The organism is Desemzia sp. C1 (genome assembly GCF_020882875.1).
Lineage (GTDB): Bacteria > Bacillota > Bacilli > Lactobacillales > Carnobacteriaceae > Desemzia > Desemzia incerta.
The window spans coordinates 825,795-844,245 of the sequence record NZ_JAJIZP010000003.1 but is presented as its reverse complement, the minus strand read 5'-3'; the positions used below and the strand labels follow the sequence as shown (position 1 = coordinate 844,245).

Annotated in this window: 19 protein-coding genes and 1 riboswitch; of the genes, 15 read left to right on the top strand and 4 right to left on the bottom strand. The window is 37.2% G+C overall.

Annotated elements, in window-relative coordinates:
- Positions 1-102: 102 nt before the first annotated feature.
- Positions 103-285, bottom strand: a complete 183-nt coding sequence (locus LMF32_RS04535; RefSeq protein ID WP_188205265.1) for a hypothetical protein — start codon at positions 283-285, stop codon at positions 103-105.
- Positions 286-760: 475 nt separating this feature from the next.
- Here LMF32_RS04535 and LMF32_RS04530 point away from each other — a divergent pair, with 475 nt between their 5' ends.
- From LMF32_RS04530 to LMF32_RS04495, 8 genes are all read left to right on the top strand, one after another.
- The gene (locus tag LMF32_RS04530; RefSeq protein WP_230524002.1) at positions 761-1,282 is read left to right on the top strand and encodes a GNAT family N-acetyltransferase; all 522 of its coding nucleotides are present in this window, start codon (positions 761-763) and stop codon (positions 1,280-1,282) included.
- A gap of 18 nt (positions 1,283-1,300) precedes the next feature.
- The gene (locus LMF32_RS04525; RefSeq protein WP_230524001.1) at positions 1,301-1,597 is read left to right on the top strand and encodes a hypothetical protein; all 297 of its coding nucleotides are present in this window, start codon (positions 1,301-1,303) and stop codon (positions 1,595-1,597) included.
- 18 nt (positions 1,598-1,615) lie between these two features.
- Positions 1,616-2,224 (top strand): hypothetical protein, encoded by a 609-nt coding sequence (locus LMF32_RS04520; protein ID WP_230524000.1) that lies wholly within the window; start codon positions 1,616-1,618, stop codon positions 2,222-2,224.
- Positions 2,225-2,280: 56 nt separating this feature from the next.
- Entirely contained in the window at positions 2,281-3,297 is a 1,017-nt protein-coding gene (locus LMF32_RS04515; protein WP_230523999.1) for a hypothetical protein, read from the top strand.
- Between the two features lie 891 nt (positions 3,298-4,188).
- Complete coding sequence (locus LMF32_RS04510; protein WP_230523998.1) at positions 4,189-4,593, top strand: hypothetical protein; 405 nt, start codon at positions 4,189-4,191, stop codon at positions 4,591-4,593.
- A gap of 29 nt (positions 4,594-4,622) precedes the next feature.
- The gene (locus LMF32_RS04505; protein WP_230523997.1) at positions 4,623-5,897 is read left to right on the top strand and encodes a Y-family DNA polymerase; all 1,275 of its coding nucleotides are present in this window, start codon (positions 4,623-4,625) and stop codon (positions 5,895-5,897) included.
- Positions 5,898-5,905: 8 nt separating this feature from the next.
- On the top strand, positions 5,906-6,076 hold the full coding sequence (locus tag LMF32_RS04500; protein WP_230523996.1) for a hypothetical protein: 171 nt from the start codon (positions 5,906-5,908) through the stop codon (positions 6,074-6,076).
- Between the two features lie 106 nt (positions 6,077-6,182).
- Positions 6,183-6,286: riboswitch (SAM riboswitch) on the top strand.
- 78 nt (positions 6,287-6,364) lie between these two features.
- Positions 6,365-6,586, top strand: a complete 222-nt coding sequence (locus LMF32_RS04495; protein ID WP_230523995.1) for a hypothetical protein — start codon at positions 6,365-6,367, stop codon at positions 6,584-6,586.
- Between the two features lie 448 nt (positions 6,587-7,034).
- Here LMF32_RS04495 and LMF32_RS04490 read toward each other — a convergent pair whose 3' ends face one another.
- Positions 7,035-8,354 carry an IS1380-like element IS1678 family transposase gene (locus LMF32_RS04490; protein WP_230523994.1) on the bottom strand — a complete coding sequence of 440 codons (1,320 nt, stop codon included), beginning with the start codon at positions 8,352-8,354 and terminating at the stop codon, positions 7,035-7,037.
- Positions 8,355-8,645: 291 nt separating this feature from the next.
- Between LMF32_RS04490 and LMF32_RS04485 the strand changes: the two genes are divergently transcribed.
- The 6 genes from LMF32_RS04485 to LMF32_RS04460 all read left to right on the top strand — a co-directional run bounded on the left by LMF32_RS04485 (position 8,646) and on the right by LMF32_RS04460 (position 15,609).
- Entirely contained in the window at positions 8,646-9,224 is a 579-nt protein-coding gene (locus LMF32_RS04485) for a YdhK family protein (protein WP_230523993.1), read from the top strand.
- 423 nt (positions 9,225-9,647) lie between these two features.
- Positions 9,648-10,121, top strand: coding sequence for a CopY/TcrY family copper transport repressor (locus tag LMF32_RS04480; RefSeq protein ID WP_230523992.1), 474 nt, complete (start codon positions 9,648-9,650; stop codon positions 10,119-10,121).
- A gap of 3 nt (positions 10,122-10,124) precedes the next feature.
- Positions 10,125-12,584, top strand: coding sequence for a heavy metal translocating P-type ATPase (locus LMF32_RS04475; RefSeq protein ID WP_188204713.1), 2,460 nt, complete (start codon positions 10,125-10,127; stop codon positions 12,582-12,584).
- Between the two features lie 16 nt (positions 12,585-12,600).
- On the top strand, positions 12,601-12,864 hold the full coding sequence (locus LMF32_RS04470) for a hypothetical protein (RefSeq protein WP_188204712.1): 264 nt from the start codon (positions 12,601-12,603) through the stop codon (positions 12,862-12,864).
- A 75-nt stretch (positions 12,865-12,939) separates the two neighbouring features.
- Positions 12,940-13,143 carry a heavy metal-associated domain-containing protein gene (locus LMF32_RS04465; RefSeq protein ID WP_072695734.1) on the top strand — a complete coding sequence of 68 codons (204 nt, stop codon included), beginning with the start codon at positions 12,940-12,942 and terminating at the stop codon, positions 13,141-13,143.
- Between the two features lie 294 nt (positions 13,144-13,437).
- Positions 13,438-15,609 (top strand): copper-translocating P-type ATPase, encoded by a 2,172-nt coding sequence (locus LMF32_RS04460; RefSeq protein ID WP_230523991.1) that lies wholly within the window; start codon positions 13,438-13,440, stop codon positions 15,607-15,609.
- Positions 15,610-15,687: 78 nt separating this feature from the next.
- Here the strand turns inward: LMF32_RS04460 and LMF32_RS04455 are convergent, their stop codons facing one another.
- Both LMF32_RS04455 and LMF32_RS04450 read right to left on the bottom strand, forming a co-directional pair.
- Complete coding sequence (locus LMF32_RS04455; RefSeq protein WP_242597330.1) at positions 15,688-16,290, bottom strand: TIGR01906 family membrane protein; 603 nt, start codon at positions 16,288-16,290, stop codon at positions 15,688-15,690.
- A gap of 52 nt (positions 16,291-16,342) precedes the next feature.
- Complete coding sequence (locus LMF32_RS04450) at positions 16,343-16,552, bottom strand: adhesion protein (RefSeq protein ID WP_188204710.1); 210 nt, start codon at positions 16,550-16,552, stop codon at positions 16,343-16,345.
- Positions 16,553-16,878: 326 nt separating this feature from the next.
- On the opposite strand from LMF32_RS04450, the gene LMF32_RS04445 reads away from it, so the two are divergent.
- Positions 16,879-18,198 carry an IS1380-like element IS1678 family transposase gene (locus LMF32_RS04445; RefSeq protein ID WP_230523990.1) on the top strand — a complete coding sequence of 440 codons (1,320 nt, stop codon included), beginning with the start codon at positions 16,879-16,881 and terminating at the stop codon, positions 18,196-18,198.
- Positions 18,199-18,451: the final 253 nt, after the last annotated feature.

Genomic DNA, 18,451 nt, shown 5'->3' with positions numbered 1-18,451 from the left:
AAACCATACGCGCTCCGTATAGTCTTTGATGATAATATTTAGTGGAATGTTAAAGGATATAAAAAATGACTGCCTCGAAATGAAGCAGTCATTTTTCGTTATCTAGTTGGACTCCGATTTTGAGTAAAAGCTAAGAAAAAATTTTTGCATCGAGAGCATGAATAGCACAAAACTGATTAAAGAAATGATCATGCTCCATGCCGCATCATCAGCATAAGACATTGTTGCAGCGAAGATCATAAACGAAAGGATAGCTAAAACGATCCATTTGATTTTTTTGTTCATAAATAAAACTTCCAATCTAAGATTTAGCTTTTGTTACTGCTTTTTCTACAAGGGTATGTACAACCAAAATAAAAAGAAATAGAAAAACAATAAGCGCTAAATAATTAATTATTTTATTTGAAATTAACGGGTCCAGAAAATAGTTGAAGATAAGCACTCCAACAAAAACACTGAATCCATATGTAAGGGCACTTTGTAGGTCAGACAAGGGTATTCTCCTCTAAATAACTTTTTTTATAGTAAATTAACTATAGCAATAACTATAGAACTTTAAAAGACTTCGATTATAAACATAGTTATATAGTTACTAGAAATGATAAAGAATAATAAGTGGGATCAAAAACAAGTGAAGTTTTGAAAGCGATTAAAAATCCCTGTGTTATAATTAGCTCAAACAAACGTTTTCAAAATATTAGACTTTTGTATTAAAGTTTAAACTATTTAATAACTACAATCTATAGAGAGGGATTATTCTATGTTGATCAGAAAAGCGACTTACGATGACATCAAAGGTAAGGCTAAAGTAAATGTGGATTCATGGAGGACAACTTATAAAAACATTATCCCTGAAACATATCTGGATAGTATGAGTTATGGTTTAAGAGAAAAGTCTTTTCAAAAGGCATTAGGTGATGAGCAAATCATTGTGTATGCAGCAGAAGAGAACGAAGAAGTAGTCGGGTATATTACAGGTGGAAAAAATCGGGAGATAGAAGAATTTCCAGCGTATGAAGGGGAATTATATGCGCTCTATATTTTAAAGGAGTTCCATGGAAGAGGCATAGGAAAAGAGTTGGTTTCTAAATTATTCGGTGAACTGAAAGCACGTGAGATACAACATGTGATGGTTAAAGTGCTAAAGGGTAATCCTGCTAAACTCTTTTATCAACGATTAGGTGCCAAGTATGTTGATGTGACTTGTTTTGAAATTAGTTATAGTAAATTGGCGGAAGAAGTTTATGGGTGGGAAAGCGCACCATTTGACATCAAAAAATAATATTTATAGGAGTAGATGATGAATAATATACTTGCATTAGCAGCTCTCTTAATGATTTCTGTAGTAACGGTCTCTCTTGCTATAAGAATGGACAAACTAGAAAAAGACATCCTTAATATGAAAACAAAACTGAATAGGATTAGTGAGCATATTGGTTTACCTGATCCAGTAAGCGATGAGTTGAAAATAGTTCTTTTAGAACTCGTCTCAAAAGGGGAGGCAATTAAAGCTGTTAAAGAATACAGAAAGGCTACTGGAGCAAGCCTGCTCGAAGCTAAACAATACGTTGATGAGTTAAGCAATTTTAAAAATTAGACTTAGGGGGATAAGAAGATGAAACAAATGCCATTTGAACCGCCGGTAGATCACTATGATGAAAGAATTGCAGCAGTAGACGAACAAATTTGCCAGTTGATAATACAGCGGAAAGAAATCTCAAATAACAATCCAGGATTTCCAACCCAGCAATATATCCATGACTGGTCAAAAAAATACGGTTTTTACGAGGAATTCTTAAATAGTGTTTTTTCCAGTTTTTTATATGAAGAAATACACAGACCTGCTGTAGAGCCAAAAGGTTTTCTTAAAAATATCCCTATTTTAAAGTCATTTGATAAAAACGACGAATTCTATACGGTAACTTTCGTGCGTCAATTTGAGAATGCGAGTGTGGTCCATTTGAATATCAACAGCAACATTACTGATGACGACACGTCTGAATGGTATCAACGAGATCTGAGTCATTTTGAACTTTCAATTTTGGGAGAAGACGGCATTAAATACGATTGCCGAAACGAAGGTGGCGGCGGAACTATGGGAAACGAAACTTTTACCTTTGTGGTATCTCCTGCTCTGCCTGACGATAAATCTGAGTATCAATTGGTTTTTAAAGAATACCAAACTCCGTTTCAGAAGGAAACAGGGGTGGAGTTTACTTTCTAAATATGTTAGTCAGAGAATTATTAGAAAATTGATGAGTTTATGGATAGGACAAAAAAATGAAAACACGGACATCTTATAGCATGTTGTTTCTTTCTCTTTTGTTGCCAGGATGCAGAAACGAAAGTGAAGAATCTCATAACAAATCAATTCAAAACGAAGAGGGTACTCAAGAAGAAATTACTAACGTCAAAGGCGAGGAAGAAGCAGAAGTTGACGATGAAGGTACTAATAATGAAGAAAAAACTATAGCTTATACATACGATAACTTCAAAGGAACGTATGCCTTTTTTGAAGACGTTCCTTATGAATCGCCTATTCAATATGCCTTTACATTCATGGACGATTACTATGTAGAAGGCTTAAAAGATTCCAGTTATTCTGTTAATGAAATTTCAAACAAAGAAGTAATAGAAAATGTGCTGCAATTTGATTATTTCGCTCCTGAAGGCGGTGGTAATGGAGCTGTAAATGGAAATCTAGAACTTGAGTTAGTAGAAAAAAATAGTGAACAGACTCTGTTTTTTCCTGAAACAGGCAGCGTAATTTACCCGATTACAGAACAGGATCTTATTGAAGAAGGGTGGAAATGGCCATCAGAGTTAGAAATTCTTCAAGCTGAAAAAGAGACACAACAAGAATCTGTAGAAGATTCATCAAGCTCAGCAGATATTATAGAAGCCTATAACGAATTGGATATTGCTTTAAAAGTATTATTAGCTGCGACAACAGTAGACGAGAGAGCCATGACACCAGAACTTTTAGGTTTCAATTTATATTATAATTTTGATGGAGATACTTTACTGGTGAATATTCATTCGGGAGCAGGTGTAGGGCATCCTTGGTATGCTATTAAATACGATAAGGAAACAATCACACCTGTTGAAGGAGTCGTTTACAATGGATCTATGGGTTATGAAGATGCTTCTGTTGACCCAACGTCCGTATCCAAGATTGATTTATACAATCGTTATATCGAATCAAAGCAATCATATGATTTAGCTGTAGAGAATAATGTAGAATATCCAGAAATGACGTTATCTGAGTACGAAGACATGCGTTCTGAAATAGAATAATAAGACGTTAATTATAAATCCGTACTTTTTGAAGTAGTGCGGATTTTTCATTTGAATGTCTATTTAAGATGTAGTCAAAGGCAACACAAAAAGGAAGCTTGGTTTGTGGTCATCTTTATGCAGTCTAGAAGTCTAGATCAATAATGATTTCTGAGTTTTTTTGTTTACTTCTCCACACATTGTAAAAGAATTCCAATCTGCTATGATTAGAATGTCTAAAATTAATCATGAAATTAATTTTTCAAGTATCAATGGAAAATTTAAACTATCAAATAATTTATAGATTACAAATAGAACGGAGTTTTTACTTTTGTCTATTTTCATGGTCAAAACTTAAGGATTAAGACAGATTGTTTTGAAGAAACTGATTTTAGTAGCACTAGTAAGAAAATGCTTGAACTTGCATTTAATTTATACAATGGCAATCCATCACCAGACCCGCTTAGAATATTTAGTGGACTTGATGATAATAACTTCCAAATCTGCTTAAACGCTATTTTATTACGTTTCAGCCGATTTGACACACTTGAAAAATAGGGCTACTTCTTTGTAATTAAAAGGTATAAATAATAGTTTTCACTCAAGAGTGGTCTATAAAAAAGAATATTAGATTTTTATCTACAGAAAATTGGAAAGATATAAAAAAATAAGTGCTACTTTCAAAGTGGCTCTTATTTTTTTTATATCTTATTAGCTATACGCTGAAAAAATTATATTGATTTTCCAGATTTTGTGAGTGAAGTAGTAAATAAAACTATTCTAAAAAATTGGGCGTCACACATTATCGTATTGCTAAACGATGTATTTATGCAAACGCGAGTTCGTTATTTCTTTACATATCGAACATACGTTCGTATAATAGGGTTAAAAGAGAACAAGAAGGTGTTTAAATTGGAGAATAAATCGAAAGAGAAAAATAGACTAATCAATCCAAATACCACTGGTTATAGAGATAGGAAAATGGCTAAGTGGCAAGGTTTGATACTGTCGGAGCATAGTGAACTCATAAAAGAAGAAAAACGTAAGCGTGAAAAAGTAATTATAAAAAAAGAGAAACAAACTGTAGAAGTTATCTATCACTTAATAGATAACTCTTATAGTCAAAAAAAAGTAATAGCCATTCAATTAGACTGCTTATTTAATGGTAGATATGAAGATGATATCGTAGGCGTCGTTGCTGGTTACTATGAGAATTACGTTTATATACAAACGAGAGAATCAGGAATTGTAGTGTGTGAGTTAGATTTGATACGAAATGTGGAAGAATATGAATCGACTAAATGGTTTAGAGTATAAAATGAGGAATGAAGTGGGGTGCATGAATCATGATCAAGATGGACTATACCTACCAACCAAGGCGCGATATTCTGTGCATTGACGTTAAGTCTTTTTTTGCTTCAGTGGAATCAGTTAAGCGGAAAATACATCCTTTAGACTCCTATATAGTCGTCATGAGCAACCCCGATTTAGAAGGAGGGTTAGTTTTAGCTGCTTCGCCACGAGTCAAAAAAGAATACGGCATCCGGACCGGTTCAAGACGTTTTGAAATACCAAAAAACTCAAAAATCCAAATTGTTGAGCCTCGTATGGCTTTATATATAAAAGTTAATCGGATGATTAACCAGATTTTTCAAGAGTTTGTAGCTGAAGAAGACATACATATTTATAGTATTGACGAAAGTTTTTTAGACGTGACCAAATCACACGCACTGTACGGATCAACAAAAGAAATAGCGCGAAAAATACAATTCACTATTTTTCAGCGGTTAAAACTAGTGACGGCGATTGGAATTGGTGATAATCCCTTACTAGCCAAGTTAGCGTTAGATAATGAAGCGAAAAAAAATAAGTCGCAAATAGCGGTTTGGCATTATGAAGATGTTTCAGAAAAGGTTTGGAACATTCACCCAATAACAGAAATGTGGGGAATTGGAAAAAATACAGCAAGTAATCTTTATCAATTAGGGATAGATTCTGTTTATAGACTCTCTCAGTATGATGTGAAAGCTTTGAAACGAATTCATGGTGTTGTTGGAGAGCAGCTCTTTTATCACGCTCATGGAATAGATCATAGTATTATTTCTGAAAAATATATTCCAAAGGCTAAAGGATTTGGTAAAAGCCAAATCTTAAAAAGAGATTATATAAATCAATATGAAATTGAAGTAGTTATCAGAGAAATGGCTGATGAAGTTGCAGCGAGGTTAAGAAAACATCATGTGGAAACAGGAGTTGTTCATTTATCTATAGGCTATTCTAGAGAGATATTAGATAAAGGATTTAGTCACCAAATGAAAATTTATCCCACCTCTTCAAACACTAAAATCATAGAAACCTGTTTACAGATATTCAGAACCTATTATAAAAAACAACCAGTACGTCAAATAGGAATACGATGCGGGAAAATTGATTATAAAAAAGAATTGCAGTTGAATTTGTTTGAAGACGCTGAAAAAACGATTCTTGCAGAAGATTTAGAACTAGTTGTAGATAGAATTAGAGAAAAATACGGTTTTAGCTCTTTAGTCCATGCAAGTAGCCTAACTAAAGGAGGGACAGCTATCCAGCGAAGTGGACTTGTTGGTGGTCATAAAGGATAGCAAAAGACATGGAAAAATTACACGAAATGATACAAGATTACGAAGAAAACAGAATAGTTTTAGAGGAACTACAAGAATTTATATGGGGTCTATCGGAGAGTATGTTAGAAACTATACCTGAAGATAGATTAATCTATTATTTATCTTTGAGTTACAAAATAGCTGTACAGGGTAAATAAGCTAACCACGAGACTTAATAGTAAACCAATAAACTACACGTTTAGTGATCATAGTATTGACATTTTAAAAAATGTGTGTTATTGTATCTTGACAATAGAATAGCAAAACTTATTAAGAGAAAGTGGAGGGAATTGGCCCGATGATGCTTCAGCAACCGACCTTAAGGGAACGGTGCTAAATCCAACAAGTGTAAACTTGAAAAATAAGTAAAACATTCAGGCGAACACTTCTTAATTACTAAGTGGCGCTTTTTTTATTGCAAAATAATAAAAGGAGATGTTGTTGTAATGGAAGTAAGTGCAGTTGAAGTTAAAGAGTATTTTGAGGATCTTAAAAAAGTCGTATTGGATCGACAATCCTATTGGGAGGAAATTGATCCAAGGCCACATGCTGTAGGTGTTTTAATCCGTAGGAAAAGATTGTCTTGGTACGAAGAAATTCTTCCTAAAATTGAAGAAACTATTGAAATGCTAGAAGATATTAAGGATAAAAGAAATTATATTGAATAAATCTGAAGAGAAACTAATGTACTTGTTTACAACAGTTTCTCTTTTTTATTTGTCTAGCTTAATTTTACAATCGGCGCCTATAAAAAACAAGGTAGGAGCGCTCAATATTTATACGTTAATAGTCATAAGTCAAACTATTGAATCTGATACTCAGGCTAATTAAAGATCAGAAGCAGATTCCTTTTACTATTCTTGATGGAATATAAATAAGAAAAAACATTATATTCTTAACTTATTTTTACTGTCCTGAATAATTCATAGCTTTAATTCTTTGGCACATTTTATTGAAATATGTATCACTAATATCCCTATCAACTGATTTTGACTAAAAAGTTACTTCAAACATTCACTGTTCAAAAATATTGAGGAATAAATTTTGGGTGTAAGGCATTTTGAGCATACTTCTCCCTGGATAACTTCCCAGTAAAAAAATCGTTAGATTGTTGGATTAGATCCATTGACTGGCTCGCCTCAGGCGAGCAAAGACCCTGTAGAATTCATTCTGATACACATGATAACTAGATAATTTGAGATAGACTCGTCTACCCGTTTGGACTAATTTCCCAGCAACTTTCAGAAACTTCAATCGAATAGAATGAATGGTCATTCCCTTTTGGACTTCTTCAAAGCCAATCGTTCTTAAGAAGTTGACTAAGTTGTAAGCTATCAAGCTGAGCATCATTCGGACATGATTCTCCAAAAAGCGAGGACTGTCTGTTTTGTCAAAGTAAAAGCCAGCTTTCGCTTCTTTAATGAAGTTCTCCATTGTGCCACGTTTGGCATAGAGAGAAAAGATGGTATCAGGAGAAACATTTTCTGATAGATTCGTCACGATAAATTCATGTCGAAAGAGTAGTTCGCCCGCTTCACGTGTTGAGCGTATACACACGCGACGACTTTGTGACCAGGATTGTGCTTGATAAGTGGTCGAGAAGTACTGAACTTCTCGTTCTTCCCACTTTTGATTATCGCCATAAAGTACTGATTTCTCAGCTATTTGACCTAGTCTACGATTATTCTTCAGTCGAATAACATAATGACTCTTTTTTGATTCACACGAATCATACACACCAGGTGTAGCGAACCCGCTGTCTCCACGAACCAAGATGTCAGTGTTTGGTAGAGAGTGATTATAGTGCTCTAATAAAGGTGTGAGAAACTCCTTTACGCCTTTTGATGTATATTGATTTCCTGAACGTAGTTCAGCTTTTAAGAAGTCACCAGTCAATCCGTCAAAAGCTACCAATGGATGGTAACCATAGGTTTGGTAGTGTGTATTATAATCCGTTTGTTCTTGGTGACCAAATGTATCTGAATGGGTCGAATCTAAATCAATGATTAATTCCGTATCATTACGGATGAGGCGTGCTTTATCGATAAGTTCTTGGTTCAAAGCTTGAAGTTCATGGATATTCTCCTCAGATAGTCGATCTAAAAATCGGGAAAGTGAAGATTGAGAAGCGAGTTCTTTCCTATCTAAAACAGCTTTAAACACGGGATCTTGTCTCAGGAGATTAGCTGCAGAATCAGCTGAGTAACCAGCAATTAATTGCATAATGAACTGCTCAAGTATGGATAAGTTGTCATGAGTAAAATACGCTCGTTCGTCTTCAATGTGAATGTGTTGCTTAGCCAGTTCAGAAAAACCAAAGATGTTCATCAGCTCTTTCACTAGGACGAGACCCGAATCACTCGATAATTGACCACCTGTATGAGAAATAGTGATATTTGAATTGAATTTTACTTGGTTTTTGTGTAAGCTAGTCATGAAAAGAACTCCTTTCCTTTGGTTGGTTTAGTCACTTTAACCATAGCAGAAAGGGGTTCTTTTTTCATCACTTAACGGGTGAAGATGAAAAAGTAATTGTAAGCTGCCGTGAGGCAGTTTCACATGGTTTTAATTAAAAGTATGAATTATTCAGGAATAATATCATCTTTTGATTTAGGAGAGGTTTGATTTAATAACTCACTAGGCATAAAGGCACTTAAGCGCCAAGATAAATTGTTTGACTTTATAATTCGCTCACATTACGATGTTGTTAAAGAGGAGGTCGCATAAATGACAAAACAATTATTTTTAAAAGGACTATTAACGGTTTCTTCAATAGCGCTTCTGAGTGCTTGCTCATCTGAAGAAAACGATACTCCTAATTCAGATTCTTCAACTATGGAATCCAGTATGAATATGGAAGAAATGGAGGGCATGGAACATGATGATTCAGGAGAAATCCCAGAAGGACTAGAAGAAGCCGAAAATCCGACGTATGAAGTGGGTGAAACAGTTATTCTTCAACAGGGACACACGGAAGGCATGGAAGGGGCTGAAGCTACTATTGTAGGCGCCTTTGATACAACAGCCTATGAAATCTCTTATGATCCAACCAATGGAGGAGAACGCGAGGAAAATCACCGTTGGGTCATCCACGAAGAAATTGCTGATGCAGGTGAAGAGCCCTTCGAACCTGGAGCAGAAGTGACGCTAGAGGCTAAACATATGGAAGGCATGGAAGGAGCAACTGCTACAATCGAAGACGCTGTCACCACAACTGTTTACATGGTAGACTATCAGCCAACAGATGGTGGAGAAGTTGTTCGCAACCATAAATGGCTTACTGAAGAGGAATTAGCTCCAAAATAACTAATTTGAGAAAATCATTTATATAAAAGATACGATTTTTCAAGTTTGTAGAAAATAATCAAAGTTTAAATAGAACCATTGTGTAGAGATGCTTTAAGCATTTTTATACAATGGTTCTTTTTTCTAAAATATAAGTATTTAGGTTAGTCATACTATGTTAGAGGTAGCCAACACTTCTTTTTATTTTACTCTTGATCCAGCCGTTTCTTCTGACAATGGGTAAATTTATTTTTGATGCAACCTAGATAGCGATAATGGAGCGGGACGGGATTCAATTAGTAAAAATAGTAGCACAGTATGATGGCGAACACGGTTTTTTAGAGAATTAAGTACAATAAAAATAAGTTGTTGACAAATTACATTTACACATGTAAACTAATCCTGTAATAAACAATTTACGAATGTAAATGAGGAGGGTGAAAGATGGTTGCTACAGTCTTACCGCCCCACGTAACGGATGCTGAATGGGAAGTCATGCGTGTGGTATGGGCAAATAAAAAAGTCACCAGTAAAGAAGTTATCGCTATTTTGGAAGACAAAATGAATTGGAAACAGTCTACAATCAAAACGCTATTAGGCCGATTGGTAGAGAAAGGTGCATTGTCCACTGAGCAAGAAGGGAAGAAGTATATCTATTCCGCAAAAATTGAGGAAAATGAGACCATAAAAGATTACACAAATGATGTTTTTAGTCGGATTTGCAATAAAGAGGTAGGTTATGTAATTGAAGGTTTAATTGAAGATCACATCTTGAGTTTCGATGATATACGACGCTTGGAAAAAGCTTTGGAAATGAAAAAAAAATCTGCTGTAGAAGAAGTTAGTTGCCACTGTGCGCCAGGGCAATGTGAATGCAATATGAAACACCATGGAATGAAGATGAGAGGAATGGAATAAAAGATGGAAAATAAAACATTTACCATAGAAGGAATGACTTGTGCTTCTTGCGCCCAAACAGTAGAAAAAGCGGCACAGAAGTTATCAGGCGTAAAAATCGCTAATGTAAATCTTGCAACGGAAAAAATGAGCATTCAGTTTGATGAGGCGTCACTTTCGGAGGCTGACATCCAAAAAGCCGTTTCAGATGCAGGATATGCTGCAATACCTAATACTGTAAGGAAGACTTTTAATCTTGAAGGAATGACTTGTGCTTCTTGTGCTCAAACCATTGAAAAAGCTACCCATAAACTTACCGGAGTAAATACATCGTCTGTAAACTTAGCCACGGAAAAAATGGTGGTAGAGTATGATCCAAGTAGGTTAAATATTTCCGATATCACTCAGGCCGTATCCGATTCGGGATATGAGGCACATGAAGAGATCGCAACTGCGGACACGGTGGACTTAGACCAAGAAAAGAAACAGAATGAAATCAAGAGCCTCTGGAAGAGATTTGTGATTTCGGCCATCTTTACTGCCCCATTACTCTATATCGCAATGGGTCATTTGGTAAAAGCGCCCCTACCTGCTTTTATCGATCCGATGATGAATCCGGAAAATTTTGCTATCATTCAACTCCTGCTGACGCTTCCGGTTGTCGTGGTCAATAAAAAAATTTACCAGACTGGATTCAAAGCGTTGTTTAAGGGACACCCCAACATGGATTCATTAATCGCTTTGGGAACAAGTGCCGCTTTCCTTTACGGTGTATTTGCCACGGTCATGATTTTCTTAGGAGAGGCATCTTATGCCAATGAATTGTATTACGAAACGGCGGCCGTTATCCTAGCATTGATTGTTCTAGGTAAGTATTTGGAAACCCTGACCAAAGGAAAAACATCTGAAGCCATTAAGAAACTGATGGGATTAGCACCAAAAACAGCATTGGTAGTACGAAACGGAAAAGAAACAGAAATTTCCATCGACGAAGTGGCAGTGGGAGACATTGTTGTTGTACGCCCAGGAGGGAAAATGCCTGTGGACGGTATTGTAACAGAGGGGTTGACGTCGGTAGACGAATCCATGTTAACTGGTGAAAGTATCCCCGTAGAAAAATCGGTAGGGGACGCGATTATTGGAGCAACTATCAACAAAAACGGTACGATTCATTATCGAGCCACAAAAGTTGGGAAAGATACCGCACTATCTCAGATTATTAAACTAGTAGAAGACGCGCAAGGATCTAAAGCTCCGATTGCTAAGATGGCAGATATTATTTCCGGTTACTTCGTACCAATCGTTATTGCGATTGCAATCCTTTCTGCGCTTGCGTGGTACTTTGCTGGACAAACAGGGGTATTCGCGTTGACCATAGCCATTTCGGTACTGGTGATTGCGTGCCCATGTGCACTCGGGTTAGCTACCCCTACAGCAATCATGATTGGAACAGGGAAAGGTGCCGAACATGGCGTATTGATTAAGAGTGGGACAGCATTGGAAACAACTCATAAACTGAAGACCATCGTTTTTGACAAGACAGGAACCATTACAGAAGGAAAGCCTAAGGTAACAGATATTATTACTGCAAAAGGGATCTCTCAAGAGGAACTCTTGATGTTGGCGGCTTCCGGTGAGAAAGGTTCTGAACACCCACTAGGGGAAGCAATAGTTAAGGATGCAGAAGAAAAAGGATTGTCTCTGAAGAAAACTGAAGCTTTTGAGGCGATTCCGGGTCATGGAATCGAGGTAAAAATCGACGGAGCTACCCTTTCGTTGGGTAACCGAAAACTGATGGATGAGCGAAATGTCCAACTAGGCAAGTTGGCGAAGGTATCCGATGAATTGGCTAGTCAAGGTAAAACGCCAATGTACATTTCCAGAGGTAGTGAAATTCTCGGAATCATTGCGGTCGCCGATACGGTAAAAGAGAGCAGCCTACGAGCCATTGAAAAGTTGCATAAGATGGGCATTGAAGTAGCCATGATTACTGGTGACAACAAACGAACGGCAGAAGCAATTGCAAAACAGGTGGGAATCGACCGTGTATTGAGCGAAGTTTTGCCGGAAGATAAAGCTAACGAAGTGAAAAAGTTGCAGGATGAAGGCAAAAAAGTAGGTATGGTAGGCGATGGAATTAATGATGCTCCTGCACTTGCGCAAGCCGATGTAGGAATTGCCATTGGATCTGGTACGGATGTAGCGATGGAATCAGCAGATATTGTCCTAATGCGTAGTGACCTCATGGATGTCCCTACGGCTGTGGAATTGAGTAAATCTACCATCCGAAACATTAAGGAAAACCTGTTTTGGGCATTTGCGTACAATATTTTAGGTATTCCCTTCGCGATGGGTGTAGTTTATGCCTTTGGCGGTCCATTGCTTAGCCCGGTTATTGCGGCAGGGGCAATGACTTTTAGTTCTACTTCTGTTTTATTAAATGCATTACGCTTAAAACGATTCAAACCATCTGTCATGAAATAAAAAATGAGGCTATAAGATGAGCATGAATTTAACGGTTAAAGGAATTACTTGTTTGACTTGCTTACAGTTAGTAATGGAAAAAACGGGACAACATCCATTGGTTGAAAAAGTAAAAATTAATAAAAGCACTAAAACGGCTCTTATCCAAGCAGAAAAACAGGCAAATCAAGAAGATTTTCTAGACGTATTGTCTAGTACACCAGATATTTTGACAAGCGTCAGTGAATCAGCTAACTGTCATTGCTGCACAGAGTTTTATTTTAACCTGGTGTTAGACTAAAAAAACGGTTTAAAACTTCTTCTGAAAGAGTGAAGAAGAAATTAAATAAAACAATAAAGAAAAGAGGAAATAATGATGAAACAAGATATATTAGTAGAAGGCATGAAGTGTCAAGGATGCGCCAACACTGTAATAGATAGGTTTGAATCCTTGGAAGGAGTAGAATCAGCTTCTGTAGATTTAGAGAACAAAAAAGCTACTATTCAAACATCGGTTGCTATTGATAGAACAGAATTGGACTCTGTACTAGAAGACACAAAATACTTTGTAGCAGAGTAGAGCAGTTAGTAAATAGCATATAACTTAGAAAAATTTTAATAGGTTTGTTTTATGGGTCTCAGCTTTATCCTTTTCAATTAGACATTAGGATTATAAGCTGGGACTCTATTTTTTTAAGAGGTGCAGTTATCTATAGTATAATAGCGGTGTAAATAAAATAGGTTGATTGGTTGCAATGTAGCTGTTTATTTGGATTCAAACTCTATTCGGTGAACTTCAGTTTTATGACTTCATTAAAAACAGAGGAAAAAATGTAAATTATCCCTTTAGCGAAGGCACAAGGAGGAGAGATTTATGAACACCAAGCAGCATAAAGAAAGAAACAAAGCAACGGACCATAGCAAGATGGATCATGGTGACATGGACCATAGTAAGATGGATCATGGTGACATGGACCACAGCAAGATGGATCATGGTGACATGGACCATAGTAAGATGGATCATGGTGACATGGACCACAGCAAGATGGATCATAGTGACATGGACCATGGTGGAATGAACCACGGCGATATGGGACATGGCAATCACCACGAACACATGGTAGCCGATTTCCGGAAACGTTTTTGGGTAGCCTTGGTCTTTACCATTCCAATTACACTTCTTTCTGAATTCATGATGATGCTTTTCAATTATGAAATCAGTTTTGTAGGAGATAACATTCTACTGTTTCTCATGTCCTCTTTCGTCTTCTTTTATGGTGGAAAGCCATTTCTAACAGGTGCGTGGAGCGAGTTCAAGTCTCGCACACCGGGAATGATGATGTTGATTTCACTAGCCATTATTTCCGCATATATTTACAGTAGCTTAACTACTTTTTTCATTCAAGGAATGGATTTCTATTTTGAATTAGCTACGCTAATCCTTATTATGTTGCTAGGTCACTGGATTGAAATGAAGTCGCAGATGGGGGCTTCCCGAGCATTAGAGGAACTCATTAAGCTGATGCCCAAAGAGGCGCACAAACTTGATAAGGCAGGCAACATTGTCGAAGTCTCCGTCGAGGACCTGGTTCCCGGAGATCGCATTCTGGTAAAATCTGGTGAAAAAGTTCCCTTGGATGGAAAAATTTATGAGGGCCAATCTACCGTAGACGAATCCATGTTGACCGGAGAGTCCGTTCCAGTTGAAAAGGGCTCAGGATTAGATGCCATCGGCGGATCTATTAATGGTAGCGGAGTTCTAAAAATCGAAGTAGAAAAAACAGGTGGGGAAACGTATCTGGCTCAAGTCATTCAAATGGTAAATGCTGCACAGCAGCAAAAGAGCCGCTCCCAAGGACTCGCTGATACCGCTGCAAAATGGCTCTTCTATATTGCTTTGGTAATTGGAGTCATTACCTTTGTTTACTGGATATTCGCTGCGGACTTACAGTTTGCCTTAGCTCGAATGGTGACCGTATTTGTCATTGCCTGTCCACATGCTCTTGGATTAGCCGTTCCGTTGGTAAATGCTGTCTCTACCTCCATCGCTGCCCGTAAAGGCTTGCTTATCCGTAATCGGACCCAATTTGAAGATGCCCGAAGAATTGACCGGATTGTCTTTGATAAGACCGGCACTTTGACCGAAGGAAACTTCGGCGTAACAGATATTATTGCTACTGATGGGACCACAGAAGAGTCAATCCTTTCCTTAGCTTACTCGGTAGAGAGCCAATCGGATCACCCGATTGCGAAAGGGATTGTTCGCGAAGGGGAGAAACGGCGCGTCGATTTAAAATCCATCAGCGATTACCAGAATCTCACTGGAGAAGGCCTGCAAGCAATAGTAGATGGATCCGAGGTGGCAGTAATCAGCCCAGGTGGTATGGAAAAACGAGGTCTTGAATATGATCATGAGCGTTTTGATTATTTGGCTCAGCAAGGAAAGACGGTAGTTTTTGTGTTAAAAGATGACATCCTGCAAGGAGTCATTGCTATTGCCGATATCATACGGGACACTTCCTATGAAGTCGTTCGAGCCTTGAAGGAACAAGATATTGAGTCTATCATGATGACAGGTGACAACAAGCGTGTCGCTAATTATGTGGGTGATAAATTAGGATTAGCACAAGTCTTTGCAGAAGTACTCCCTGACGAGAAATCCAAAAATGTCCGGTCTTTAAAAACGGATAACAAGAAGGTGGCCATGGTAGGTGACGGTATCAACGACGCCCCCGCCTTGGCGGAAGCTGACTTGGGTATCGCCATTGGTGCCGGTACAGATGTGGCAATCGAAACAGCTGATGTAATCTTGGTGAATAGTAATCCGAAAGATGTGCTGAACATTATCAAACTATCCAAGGCAAGCTACCGTAAAATGGTGGAAAACTTAATTTGGGCAGTAGGTTATAACGTAATCGCCATTCCGTTGGCTGCAGGTGTCTTAGCTGATCAAGGTTTTTTGGTTACTCCAGCCATGGCGGCAGTGGTAATGTCCATTAGTACAATAGTATGTGCTGTGAACGCTAGACTCTTAAAAATTGATTAGTAGCAAAAGAATAACGTAGATGCAAAATGGCTCCTATCTTTTTCAGATAGGAGCCATTTTTAAAGATACGTGATTGTATTATTCGCTCACCAAGAGTAGCGATTCTTTTTTTGTAATAAAATAACCTATAAGGAGAAATACTTCAATCAATCCAAAGGCAAGAATAAAGCTATGCATAAAGAACTCAGCTGGTAACGCTAAAATGATAGAATCTGTTGCTGGATTGAAAAGCCAAGCATCGTTGTTAAAGAATACCTGATGAAATAACACAAACAACGTGTCAAAACTGATCAAGAGGGCAAAAAGTATAGCAAGTGGGATAAGCATTCCCCACTTAAAGTATCGATTAAGTTTCTGATATTGATTCGTTTTTTTCATATACCGTGAAAACCAGAAGACACAGATTCCAGAAACGATTAGAACCAGATAGTCCAGCATAAATAACTTCTTCACTTCAAAGAAGTGGAAAAGCCCACTAGCTGAGCTAGGGAAATTAGGCATGTTTAATTGGTTTATCCAAGGGAAGTTTAAGTAGTCCAATAAAATACGATAATTAGTTAATAGTTGTTCTTTTGGCATGTTGACGTATTCTGTTATATTCAAATAATTAACATCGAATGAATATAAAGGGGAAAAGTTAATAGTGATAGCTATTGCTAAGGATAAGATGAAAAGGGACAAGGCGATAAAACCAGAAAAGTGAATAATTTTTTGTTTCAAAGCAGATCAGTCCTCACCATTCGTTTCGATTTGAATTTGACTTGAGTATGTTTAAATCTTCTTTTAATTGCTTGTTTTCCTCTTCAAGAGCTTCCATCTCTTTAGAATTGTTTTTTGTATGACTGTGTTCCTTATGGTTGTGTCCTCCATGCATACCGGGCATAACAAACATCATGAGCATGTGTCCTACGACCATAAGCACTAAAAATAGAATTGATTCCATCTCCATTCCTCCTTTTTCTTTTTTTATTAGGCATCGAAATAACATATTGGCTATCGATAAGATAAAAAATACTGAAAATGCTATTTTAACTCTGGAAGTGACCGCTATTTTTTACCTTTCTGTAGCGATAATAAAGAAAAATTATGTAGATTTTATGTAGATTAAATAACTCCTGAATAATTCATACTTTTAATTAAAACCATGTGAAACTGCCTCACGGCAGCTTACAATTACTTTTTCATCTTCACCCGTTAAGTGATGAAAAAAGAACCCCTTTCTGCTATGGTTAAAGTGACTAAACCAACCAAAAGAAAGGAGTTCTTTTCATGACTAGCTTACACAAAAACCAAGTAAAATTCAATTCAAATATCACTATTTCTCATACAGGTGGTCAATTATCGAGTGATTCGGGTCTCGTCCTAGTGAAAGAGCTGATGAACATCTTTGGTTTTTCTGAACTGGCTAAGCAACACATTCACATTGAAGACGAACGAGCGTATTTTACTCATGACAACTTATCCATACTTGAGCAGTTCATTATGCAATTAATTGCTGGTTACTCAGCTGATTCTGCAGCTAATCTCCTGAGACAAGATCCTGTGTTTAAAGCTGTTTTAGATAGGAAAGAACTCGCTTCTCAATCTTCACTTTCCCGATTTTTAGATCGACTATCTGAGGAGAATATCCATGAACTTCAAGCTTTGAACCAAGAACTTATCGATAAAGCACGGCTCATCCGTAATGATACGGAATTAATCATTGATTTAGATTCGACCCATTCAGATACATTTGGTCACCAAGAACAAACGAATTATAATACACACTACCAAACCTATGGTTACCATCCATTGGTAGCTTTTGACGGATTGACTGGTGACTTCTTAAAAGCTGAACTACGTTCAGGAAATCAATATACATCAAAAGGCGTAAAGGAGTTTCTCACACCTTTATTAGAGCACTATAATCACTCTCTACCAAACACTGACATCTTGGTTCGTGGAGACAGCGGGTTCGCTACACCTGGTGTGTATGATTCGTGTGAATCAAAAAAGAGTCATTATGTTATTCGACTGAAGAATAATCGTAGACTAGGTCAAATAGCTGAGAAATCAGTACTTTATGGCGATAATCAAAAGTGGGAAGAACGAGAAGTTCAGTACTTCTCGACCACTTATCAAGCACAATCCTGGTCACAAAGTCGTCACGTGTGTATACGCTCAACACGTGAAGCGGGCGAACTACTCTTTCGACATGAATTTATCGTGACGAATCTATCAGAAAATGTTTCTCCTGATACCATCTTTTCTCTCTATGCCAAACGTGGCACAATGGAGAACTTCATTAAAGAAGCGAAAGCTGGCTTTTACTTTGACAAAACAGACAGTCCTCGCTTTTTGGAGAATCATGTCCGAATGATGCTCAGCTTGATAGCTTACAACTTAGTCAACTTCTTAAGAACGATTGGCTTTGAAGAAGTCCAAAAGGGAATGACCATTCATTCTATTCGATTGAAGTTTCTGAAAGTTGCTGGGAAATTAGTCCAAACGGGTAGACGAGTCTATCTCAAATTATCTAGTTATCATGTGTATCAGAATGAATTCTACAGGGTCTTTGCTCGCCTGAGGCGAGCCAGTCAATGGATCTAATCCAACAATCTAACGATTTTTTTACTGGGAAGTTATCCAGGGAGAAGTATGCTCAAAATGCCTTACACCCAAAATTTATTCCTCAATATTTTTGAACAGTGAATGTTTGAAGTAACTTTTTAGTCAAAATCAGTTGATAGGGATATTAGTGATACATATTTCAATAAAATGTGCCAAAGAATTAAAGCTATGAATTATTCAGGATAACTCCATAAAATCTACATAATTCATTGTTATATTGATACACGATAAA

What these genes read in the sequence shown, in the direction of transcription:
- LMF32_RS04530 (WP_230524002.1), top strand. Translation starts at nt 761, where the DNA reads ATGTTGATCAGAAAAGCGACTTACGATGACATCAAAGGTAAGGCTAAA.
- LMF32_RS04450 (WP_188204710.1), bottom strand. Translation starts at nt 16,552, where the DNA reads ATGGAATCAATTCTATTTTTAGTGCTTATGGTCGTAGGACACATGCTC.
- LMF32_RS04465 (WP_072695734.1), top strand. Translation starts at nt 12,940, where the DNA reads ATGAAACAAGATATATTAGTAGAAGGCATGAAGTGTCAAGGATGCGCC.
- LMF32_RS04535 (WP_188205265.1), bottom strand. Translation starts at nt 285, where the DNA reads ATGAACAAAAAAATCAAATGGATCGTTTTAGCTATCCTTTCGTTTATG.
- LMF32_RS04520 (WP_230524000.1), top strand. Translation starts at nt 1,616, where the DNA reads ATGAAACAAATGCCATTTGAACCGCCGGTAGATCACTATGATGAAAGA.
- LMF32_RS04495 (WP_230523995.1), top strand. Translation starts at nt 6,365, where the DNA reads ATGGAAGTAAGTGCAGTTGAAGTTAAAGAGTATTTTGAGGATCTTAAA.
- LMF32_RS04460 (WP_230523991.1), top strand. Translation starts at nt 13,438, where the DNA reads ATGAACACCAAGCAGCATAAAGAAAGAAACAAAGCAACGGACCATAGC.
- LMF32_RS04485 (WP_230523993.1), top strand. Translation starts at nt 8,646, where the DNA reads ATGACAAAACAATTATTTTTAAAAGGACTATTAACGGTTTCTTCAATA.
- LMF32_RS04475 (WP_188204713.1), top strand. Translation starts at nt 10,125, where the DNA reads ATGGAAAATAAAACATTTACCATAGAAGGAATGACTTGTGCTTCTTGC.
- LMF32_RS04480 (WP_230523992.1), top strand. Translation starts at nt 9,648, where the DNA reads ATGGTTGCTACAGTCTTACCGCCCCACGTAACGGATGCTGAATGGGAA.
- LMF32_RS04470 (WP_188204712.1), top strand. Translation starts at nt 12,601, where the DNA reads ATGAGCATGAATTTAACGGTTAAAGGAATTACTTGTTTGACTTGCTTA.
- LMF32_RS04505 (WP_230523997.1), top strand. Translation starts at nt 4,623, where the DNA reads ATGATCAAGATGGACTATACCTACCAACCAAGGCGCGATATTCTGTGC.
- LMF32_RS04490 (WP_230523994.1), bottom strand. Translation starts at nt 8,354, where the DNA reads ATGACTAGCTTACACAAAAACCAAGTAAAATTCAATTCAAATATCACT.
- LMF32_RS04525 (WP_230524001.1), top strand. Translation starts at nt 1,301, where the DNA reads ATGAATAATATACTTGCATTAGCAGCTCTCTTAATGATTTCTGTAGTA.
- LMF32_RS04445 (WP_230523990.1), top strand. Translation starts at nt 16,879, where the DNA reads ATGACTAGCTTACACAAAAACCAAGTAAAATTCAATTCAAATATCACT.
- LMF32_RS04515 (WP_230523999.1), top strand. Translation starts at nt 2,281, where the DNA reads ATGAAAACACGGACATCTTATAGCATGTTGTTTCTTTCTCTTTTGTTG.
- LMF32_RS04500 (WP_230523996.1), top strand. Translation starts at nt 5,906, where the DNA reads ATGGAAAAATTACACGAAATGATACAAGATTACGAAGAAAACAGAATA.